Consider the following 9,250-nt stretch of genomic DNA (forward strand, 5'->3'; position numbering starts at 1 on the left):
GCATTAGCTTTTCGGATGGTCTTTCACCTCCCAGATCGGAACGACGCCGCCATGGATACGATGCATCACCCCCAGTGCTGCAAAGTATGTGACGGCGCCCGAGAGCACCTGAAAAGAGATCATCTCGATGCGGGTCATCGCCGTTGCTTCGCCGATGTAGCCGAAGGCATAGACGATGGCCGACATCGCAAGGATCGCGACGAATACGTAGCCGCAATCGCTGAACACGCGCTTCCAGTCGAGGCCGCCGTAGCGGCCCTGCAGATGCGTGGAAATCTTCAGGCTGATCAGTGCCGCGACGCACTGGCCGAAGGCGGCGGCTTCGACGCCGAAGGGCGCTGCGGCGACGATCAGGCCGATGGCGACGACGCCGTTCAGCAGCATCAGCCGCGGCATGCGGGCAATGTTTCCGGTGATCGACAGCAGCGGCTCGGTGACATAGCCCGGGATCAGCAGAACCTGCTTGATCGCAAGGATCGAGACGAGCGCTGCCGTCGGCGCCCAGGCATCGCCGAGCGCGATATCGACGAGGGCGGGCGAGACCAGCGCCAGGCCGATGTACACGGGGGCCGAGACGATCATCAGCGCCGTCATGAAATGCGTGGCGGTCCGGCCGAGCTCCTCGAAGCGCAGTGCGTCGTTCTGCTGGTTGCGGATCTTGCGGAAGGCGGTCCAGGCGAGCATACGCGCCGGTTCGCCGAGAAGCTCCGATATGGCGCCGACGATGCGCTCGGCGGCGCGGTAGTAACCTGCTTCCGCAAGGCCGAGGAAGCTGCCGAGCGCCAGCGTTCCGGAATAGGAGCGCAGATAGAAGATGATGCGGTTCGACAGGATGTGGCGCGAGAACTCGAGAATTTCCAACAGGAAGGCGCGGGTCAGGTGGACGCGCGGATACCAGCGCACGACGATCTGCGATCCGATCAGGCAGGCGGTCTGCATCACCAGGCGGCCGACGATCAGCGAGGCGACATGGAAGCCGACATGCAGGCCGGCGATGGTGACGGCGAGGCCGAGACATTCGGCGATGATGCGGATGATCGACTGCTGCTTCAGCTGGCCGCGATTGACGAGCAGCCCGTCATAGACGACCGAGAGCGAGGAAGGCAGGAACCAGCAGCTATAGAGCGCGATCAGCACACCGAGCCAGGGATCGCCCCAATAATGCAGGATGATCGACAACGCGAAACCGACGCCCGTGCAGAGTAGGCCGGAGATGACGGCGATCGTGCCGATCTGGTCGAGCTCGTCGCCGGTGCAATGCGACTTCATCACATATTCGCCCCAGCCGCCCTCGGCGCAGAGCACGAGAAGGATGGCTATGGCGGAACTATAGGCATAGAAGCCGAATTGCGCCGATTCCAGAACGCGGGCGGCGATCAGGAAGGCGAGCAGCTGTGCGACCTGCGAGACGATCTTTGCCGTCAGCGTCCACAGACCGGCACCAACAAAGGCGGGCATCTTGATCCGCTTTGATTTTCCGGGCTTTTCCGGCCGTTTGTTGCTGTCTTCCTCCCCAATCATCTCAGCAAACCCCGGCAGAAATTGAACCAGGAGGCGGCTGCGGTGTTATTAGGGAAAGCTTGGATGACATGCTACGGCGGCTGCCAACGCGGAAACAATCGTTGGACAAGGCTGGCGCGGTATGCGATTTCCGGCAGGACGGAGAGCTTGTACTGAGTCGGCTGCCGAGACGGTAGGGAGACAATGTCATGGTCACAGAGTCAAAGGCGGCACGAAATTCTGCATATGCGCAGAACGCAGCCAGCTTCGGTGATCTGTCCGAAAATGCCGCTTCCGGGCAGCAGGCGCCGGATACCCGGCCGTCGTTCCTGAAATACAAACTCCGTTGGGGCTTGGCGCTTTTCTGCCTCGCCTTCTGGGTCGTTCTCGCCGCCATTTTCATTTGGTGAGCCGCTCTTTCTCGTTCTGAGCGAAAAACACGACACCCACCGTCTTCCAGAGAATGCCGATATCCGTGGTGAAGGAACAGGTGCGATAGTAGTCGAGATCGTACTGGACGCGTTCCTCGTATGACGTGTCCTGACGGCGGTTGACCTGCCACATGCCGGTAAGCCCCGGTGTCATCGACAGGTAGACATGCGCATTGGCGCCGTAGCGCTCGATTTCCTCGGCGATGATCGGGCGCGGGCCGACAAGGCTCATCTCGCCGCGCAGCACGTTGATCAGCTGCGGCAGCTCGTCGGCGCTGGTCATGCGCAGAAGCTTGCCGAGCCAGTGGACACGCGGGTCGTTCATCAGCTTCTGGGTTTCCTGCCACTCGGCGCGGCGCACCGGATCGGTCGCCAGGATTTCGGCCAGCCGTTCGGCGGCATCGGTGCGCATGGAGCGAAATTTCAGGCAGCGGAATGGGCGGCCATAGCGGCCGACGCGGGTATGGCTGAAGGAAATCGGGCGGCCGTCGACGATGAGCAATGCGATGACGATCAGGATCAGGGCCGGCGCGAGAAACAGCAAGCCGCCACCGGCAAGCAGGATGTCGAGCGTGCGCTTCAGCCGGTAGCCGGCAGCAACGACGCGGGTCTCCGGCGTGGCCTGATCGCCGCGGGCAAAGCCGTCGAAAGCAGATAACATGTCAAACCCCATTTACCCTTGAACCCATCGTGAGGTTGCCAGCGCATCCAGCCATTTACAATTCATCCAGAGGGTAGTCGGCTAGTCAGATAGAGGTAAGCCGGAGCGTCCAATCGTTGCCTTGCCGGGCCGAATTACCCAGCAAGTGCAGCTTGTTGACCGGGGTGGGCGCGTTCGAGGATTTCGTCGTAGAGCTCGAAAAGCGCTTCCGCCCAGGAGAGCGAGGTATGCGCCATGCTGCCGCGCTGGCGCAGGCAATTCTCGCTCATTGCGCGAACCATGGCGTCGTCGCCGGCAAGCCTGGTCATGGCGGCGGCTAGCGCCGCTATATTGCCGTTCTCGAAGGGCAGGCCGCAGCCGAGCTCGGCGATCTCGCGGGCAAGCAGTGCCGCCTGCGGAATGATCACCGGAATGCCGCTCGCGACCGCTTCGACGGCTGCGAGGCCGAAAGGCTCCGGCACGCGCGAGGAGATGACGATGCAGCGCGCGGCGGTGACGAGTGCGGCGATCTCGTCCTTGTTCTTCCAGCCATGCAGGACGACTTCGGGATAATCGCGCTCGAGAACGGCGCGCCCGGCGCCGTCGCCGATGACATGCAGCGGAACATTGGCAAGCCGCGCCGCCTTGGCGGCATCCTCGAAACCCTTTTCGGGTTCCAGTCTTCCGATGAAGAAGAACGGCTTGTTGGCGGCCGGGCTCGGCGGCGCATGCAGGAAGGGCTCCACCGGATTGCGGATGGTGCGGATATATTCCGCATTGATGCCGGCGCGGGTGAAATATTCATGCATGTGCTGGTGCACGATGACGATATTGGCGGGCGTATAGCGCGTCGGGAAGAAGTGCTCGCGGATCAGATGGCGCGTCGAGCGCCAGACCTTTTCGTGATAGCCGCGCTTGTCGCATTGCGTCGTCAGGCAGCGCGCCGACATCGGCGTCAGATTGCAGACCCGGTGGCTCTGGTAATTGGCATAGCCGCCATTCGGGCAGGAGAGGAAATAGTCGTGCGCATGCAGGACGACGCGGGACCGGACGCGCCACAGCGCCCGGAAGATCGACGGCGACAGGATCTTCGACCAGCCATGGACATGATAGATGGTGCCGGGCGAATCCGTGCGGGCGATGACGGTGCGCAGGCTGTCATAGGCGGCCTGATTGTAGAGGCCGCCGATCGTTGCCGTCAGCTTGCCCTGGTTGACCAGCGGCTGGCCGCCGACGCCGACCATCTCGGCGGTGCCGATGGCGGCGCCAATGGTGTCGCCGGCGAAATAGGTCACCGGAATGCCGCGTTCGCGGATCAGCTCGGCGGAGAGAACGGCGAGGTTGGATGCGCCGCCAACCCGCTCTGAACGATCGTTGATGATGACGACGCGATCGGGCTGGTGGTGTCGCATCCGGTCAATCCATACTCTCGATACGCCGCGGGGTGAGCCTGCCGCGCACCAGGTCGAAGAGCGCGATCATGTTGCCCTTCAGGCGGCCGCGGCGGTCGACCCAGGGTTCCGGACGTAGGCACTTGGCGACGTTGGCGGCGAGATTGCGGCCGATCTGGACGGCGCCGTAGCGGGTGCCCATCGTCTGCTTGCGCATCAGGTAGATCGGATTGGCGATCTGCGAGTAGCCGAGTTTCATACCGGCGGTACGGGCGACCTTGACGCCGAGATGCACGCCCTCGAGGCAATCGGCCGAGACGACGCCGCCATATTCGGCGATGCGGCGGCTGAAATCGACATCCTCAAGCCAGCCATAAGCCGGCAGGTTCTCGTCGAAGCGGATCTGGCCGGCGCTGACGGCCGACATGCGGATCGCCATGTTGCAGCCATAGGCATTGTAGATCGGGCTGATGGTCATCGGCAGGTTGGACGCCTGGCGGGCGCGATCGCTGACGAGCTTAAGGCCGTCATGAACCGAGATGCCGGGGCCGATGATGCCGTCTGCCAGGACCTTGCCGGTGCACATGGCGACATCGGGGTTGGTCTGGAAGATCGATTCCAGCCGCTCGACATAATTCGGCACCATGATGAAATCGTCGTCGAGGAAGAGGATGACGTCGGCATCGTCGGCATTTGCGACGATCTCGTTGCGCTGGCGGCAGAGGCCGCGCTCGGAAATGATGATGCGGACAGGGCAGGCAAGCGAGGCGAGCGAAACCTGATCGATATCGCTGGTCGAGGTGACGCAGACGATGACTTCATCGGGCTGGCGCGTCTGCTTGGAGATCTGCGGCAGGATCGCCGAGAGGATGTCGCGGCGGCCGGAGCTGGCGATGCCGATCGTCATCTTCAGCGGCGAGGTCGTGGCGCGGCTGATGATCGCCGGCACCGACGATACGGTGCGGCTCGGCGCCGATGGCGGTGCCGGCTTCAGCAAGCGGTGGCGGCCGGTGACCGGCTTGGTCTTTTCCGGTCCGAGCTGTGTCGTCACGATGCCGAGCAGGTTGATGCGGCTGGTGGCGAATTCGGCCAGCGCATTCTGGATGCGCTCGGCCGTCATCGGATTGCCGTTGCCGAGCACCAGCAGGACACCGTCCATGAAGCTGCAGATCTGGCGCGTATCGGCCGAACCCTCGAAGGGCGACATGTCGACGATGACGATCTTGAACTTGCGGCGCAGCGCCTCGATTTCCTGGCGCAGTGCCATCAGGTGGCCGAAACGCTGGTGCGGACCGGCGGTGCGCAGGATATCGGGGACGATGACGGTCGACAGCGCGCCTTCGCCATCCGTTACCGGTTCGGCCTCGGCGTTGGGGCGATTGCCCTTGCGCGGCGCGGCGTAGTCGGGGCCAAGCACCTTGAGCCCGAAAGACTGGCCGCTATCGGCGGCGATCGCGCTCAGCCGGGCGCTGATGAAATCGGCATCGACGAGAACGACGTTGCTGCCTTCATGCTTGTAGACCTGCGCCAGGTTGACGGCGAGCGTCGTCTTGCCGGTATTCGGGGCGATCGAGGTGATGCCGATGACGGTCGAGTTGTTGGAGCGGAAGGCGGCGTCGATCGATCCGCGGATGCTGCGCAACGCCTCGGTGAAGCGCGAGTAGGGTGCGTCGAGGACGCGGCGATAGGCGACGTCGATCGCAACAGGCGAGACCGCAGCGGCAAGATCGCCCTCGCGGGAGATCAGCGGGATGGTGCCAAGCGAATTGATGCCGAGCTCGTTGCGCAGGCGGCCGACGACATTGAGGCGGCGGCGGTAGCCATCGCTGAACAGCGCCATGCCGAGGCCGCCGGCGAGACCGAGCATGCCGGTCAGCGGAATGATCAGGCTCGGCTTCGGCCAGTTCTTCGAAAGCGGCGCGGTTGCGGCCGTGACGATACGGGCGTTGCCGATCGGGAAGGACTGGCGCTGGATGGCGCCGGTCACCTGCTGCAGGATGGTCTCATAGATCCGGCGGTAGGTGGTCGCCTGGCTTTCCATCTCGGTCAGTTCGACGCGGGCGAGGTTCTTGTCGGTCCCGGCGGCGGTCAGCGTATCCAGCTGGTTCTTCAACAGCTGCTCGCGGCCCTTGGCCACTTCGAGATTGGTCGCGTAGAGCGACTGGATGCGCGAATATTCGTCGTCGATCGCCTTCTTCAGACCGGCGACCTCATCCTGCGCGGCGACGACGGCGGGATTGCCGGCGTCGTAGCGGCTCATCAGGTTGTTGAGCTTCGACACCGAGATGCTCAGGTCTTCCTGGAGCTTCTGGATGCGCGGATTGTTGACCGCTTCCTGCACCGTCGTATCCGGCGCCTCGCCGCTCTTCAGGCGGGAGATGGCGTCGTATTTGGCGGCCTCGGCCGCCGTCTGGGTGCGGGCGGCGAGTTCCTGAGTGCTGATTTCGGAGAGCTGCTGCTGGTCGAGCGAGGAGGTGGCGTTGATTTCCATGATGCCGTTCTTGGCGCGGAATTCCTCGGCCTGCATGGCGGTCTCGCGGGCCTTGCGGCCGACTTCGATCAGGCGGCTTTCCAGCCACTTGGCGCCGCTCTGTGCGGCGGCGGCACGCTCGGCAAGGCCGGAGCGGATATAGGCATCGGCGATCGCATTGGCGACGCGGGCGGCCTTTTCGGGGTCGGTCGAGCTGTAGCCGATTTCGAGAATGTAGGACTGGCCGACGCGGGTGACGGTGACGCGCGACAGGAAGGACGCCATGGTCCGGCGCATCAGCGCTTCCTCGGGCGTCTCGGTGGCTGATTCCGTTGCGGCCTCGGGCTTGCGGAAGCCGTGGATGATCTCCTTGATCCCCTGTGTGATCGCGCCGCGCCAGGAGGTGCCGCCGATGATTTCAGGATCATGGTCGAGCTTCAGCTTGGCGATGACGTCGCGGGCGATCGATTCCGACTTGACGATTTCCACCTGGCTGGCGATTTCGGCGGCTTCGATGATGATCGTGCCGCTGAAGGCGTCCTGCGAGGCGATGCGGCCCTGTTCCGGGTCCATGACGAGGCGGGTCGTTGCCGAGAACATCGGCTCGGTGCTGAAGATATAGAGCCCGCCGGCGACAACGCCGATCGCGGTGCAGATCGCCAGGCGGGAGGCATGGCGTTTCAGGAACCGCCAGATATCGCGGAAGGAGATATATTCGCGCTGCGCCTCATCGAAACCATGATGGTTGCCGGGAACGATTTTGCCGATCTCTTGAATGACCATGTCTATCCTCGCTGAGCTCCCTAAGGCGTTTGTTTTTGTTCAGGCTCGAGGGCGGAAACGACCGTCCCCTGGAGGCTGGATGACACGTTGTAGCGAACGTCCAGAACGTCGCCGGGCTGGAGTTCTTCGGTTTCGGCGACTTCGCTCGTCGTCGGAATGTCGGCCGCGCTGCGTGTCAGCCAGAATTCCAGCGGCTGCAGGTCGACGGCTTTCAGGCTCTGGTAGCGGGAGACGGATGCACCGGCGATCTGCAGCAGCTGCAGCGTCGTGGTGCGTTTCAGCTTGGTGTCTTCGATATCGGCTTCGGTCGCCTGCAGCTCCTGGCCGGCTTCCGTCGTGCGTTGGCTCTTCAGGGTTTCGGCATCGCGCTTGGTTTCGCTGAGCTTCTGCTTGGCCTGCATCGAGGCGACGACGAGGTCGAGCTTGCTGCCCTGCATTTCGGCGACCGTGCGCTCCAGCGAGGTCTTGCGCGAGGTCGTCAGGATCTTGGTGTCGACGAGCTTGGAAATGTCGGTCAGTTCGTCCTGGGCGATGGTGACCTGGCGGTCCTGCGTCGCCATCTTCTCGTCGAGCACGCTGATTTCGCTGGTCAGCAGCGTTTCGAGCTCGCTTGCCGACTGCAGTGCGCGGTTCAACGCATCGGCGCGGGCGGTAAACAGCGCCGTCTCGCTCTGGATGATCTGGCCGATGATCGGATCCTGGCTGGCTGCGGCGATCTCCGGCGGGAATTCGATTGCGTCCTTGCCGGAAAACTCGGCCATCAGGCGGGCGCGCTTGGCCATCTGCTGCTTCAGCTGCAGTTCCAGGCGGCCGAGATCGCCGGCATAACGAATCTGCTCGGCATCGGAATATTCGCCCTGCGGGCTGCTGCGGCGCTCCTTGCCGCCGGCGAGCGCCATTGCCTGCTTGACGGTGAGGCCCGGGCGGAACTCGAATTCGCCGGCGCGCTCCACTGAGCCGCTGACATAGATCATCGGATATTTGACCACTTCGACCGAGGCGGTCGGCGCGGTGGCAAGGCCGGTGATGCGCTTCAGGTTGGTGCCGATCAGCTGCGAGATCTCGTCGACGGTCTTGTCCTCGACATTCAGCTGGCCGATCATCGGGATGAAGATGTTGCCGGCCGGCGTGACGGTGAACTCGCCGTTCAGCGCCGTCCATTCCTTGTAGTCGCCGGTGGCCGCGACCCATTCGACGACGCTGACCTTGAGGTGGGTTTCCGGGCGGACCTGGTAGGCAGCGCCGGCGAGCGCTGCCGCTGGCATTGCTGCGGAACACAGTAGCAGGGTGGCGCCCACAACCCTCGCGGACAAGGTTCCGCGCCCCTTTGCGCCTATCGTCATGTTACGGCCTCACGGTTCGCATGGCCTGGCGGACGGCCGCCGGGCATAGTGTCAGGGATGATCAGACGAAACGGTGGCGAGTAAAATCCCCTGGAGGCGGTAGGTGCAGTTAGTCCTTTTGGCCGCAGGCGGTAGCTCGCGCGCACATGAGGGCGTGCGTGATGAGACCAGTGATGATCATTTCGGCTTATCGGGATGGGGAGGGGCTGGTTCAGCCTTGGAGGCGGCGCGGGCAGGGGCCGCGCCAGCCACTCTCCTTGCGTGGCAACGAAACCGGGCTCGCTCCGTGTTTCGAAGCGAGCCCTTCCGCAAGGAGCCAGGTCGCGGGATGTAGTCCGCGAGTATTAGCTGCCGCATTTGGAATTGGTTCTACTCGCTACTGTCCCCGATCCCATCAGCAGGATGCCATATCAGCGAGCGAAATCAATTAATCCCTTTGGGCTAAGGCAAAACCGCCACAGCGGCCGATGAATCGGCGCTGCGAGCGGTGGTTCGGAGGGTTCAGCTGCCCCTGGTGGCGGCGACCGTATCAGCCTTGGCTTCGGAGGAGGGTTTGGCCCCTGCGGGCGCATAACCACCGCCGATGGCGACGTTGAGCGAGACGTAGTCCTTGGCCATCTGCTGGACGGCAGCAGCCAGGCTTGCCTGGGCGGTCGAGACGTTGCGCTGCGAGTCGAGAACGTCGAGCAGCG

At 63.5% G+C, this 9,250-nt stretch carries 6 protein-coding genes and 1 pseudogene; 1 reads left to right on the top strand and 6 read right to left on the bottom strand.

Annotated features, from left to right (window positions below; all coding sequences use genetic code 11):
* Nucleotides 1-3: 3 nt before the first annotated feature.
* Entirely contained in the window at nucleotides 4-1,458 is a 1,455-nt protein-coding gene (locus tag ACODR6_RS24335) for an oligosaccharide flippase family protein (RefSeq protein ID WP_489024891.1), read from the bottom strand.
* A gap of 251 nt (nucleotides 1,459-1,709) precedes the next feature.
* On the opposite strand from ACODR6_RS24335, the gene ACODR6_RS24340 reads away from it, so the two are divergent.
* Nucleotides 1,710-1,910 carry a hypothetical protein gene (locus tag ACODR6_RS24340; RefSeq protein WP_203428239.1) on the top strand — a complete coding sequence of 67 codons (201 nt, stop codon included), beginning with the start codon at nucleotides 1,710-1,712 and terminating at the stop codon, nucleotides 1,908-1,910.
* Here ACODR6_RS24340 and ACODR6_RS24345 read toward each other — a convergent pair.
* The 5 genes and pseudogenes from ACODR6_RS24345 to ACODR6_RS24365 form a co-directional block, all read right to left on the bottom strand.
* Nucleotides 1,900-2,592, bottom strand: coding sequence for a sugar transferase (locus tag ACODR6_RS24345; protein WP_112711348.1), 693 nt, complete (start codon nucleotides 2,590-2,592; stop codon nucleotides 1,900-1,902). The two genes, ACODR6_RS24340 and ACODR6_RS24345, sit on opposite strands and share 11 nt — an antisense overlap.
* 134 nt (nucleotides 2,593-2,726) lie before the next feature.
* Entirely contained in the window at nucleotides 2,727-3,983 is a 1,257-nt protein-coding gene (locus tag ACODR6_RS24350) for a glycosyltransferase family 4 protein (protein WP_489024893.1), read from the bottom strand.
* A 4-nt stretch (nucleotides 3,984-3,987) separates the two neighbouring features.
* The gene (locus ACODR6_RS24355; RefSeq protein WP_489024895.1) at nucleotides 3,988-7,215 is read right to left on the bottom strand and encodes a glycosyltransferase; all 3,228 of its coding nucleotides are present in this window, start codon (nucleotides 7,213-7,215) and stop codon (nucleotides 3,988-3,990) included.
* A 20-nt stretch (nucleotides 7,216-7,235) separates the two neighbouring features.
* The gene (locus tag ACODR6_RS24360; RefSeq protein WP_489024897.1) at nucleotides 7,236-8,480 is read right to left on the bottom strand and encodes a polysaccharide biosynthesis/export family protein; all 1,245 of its coding nucleotides are present in this window, start codon (nucleotides 8,478-8,480) and stop codon (nucleotides 7,236-7,238) included.
* A 579-nt stretch (nucleotides 8,481-9,059) separates the two neighbouring features.
* Nucleotides 9,060-9,250, bottom strand: a pseudogene (locus tag ACODR6_RS24365) (efflux transporter outer membrane subunit); the annotation flags it as partial.

It is taken from the genome of Rhizobium sp. FG96 (genome assembly GCF_057808655.1).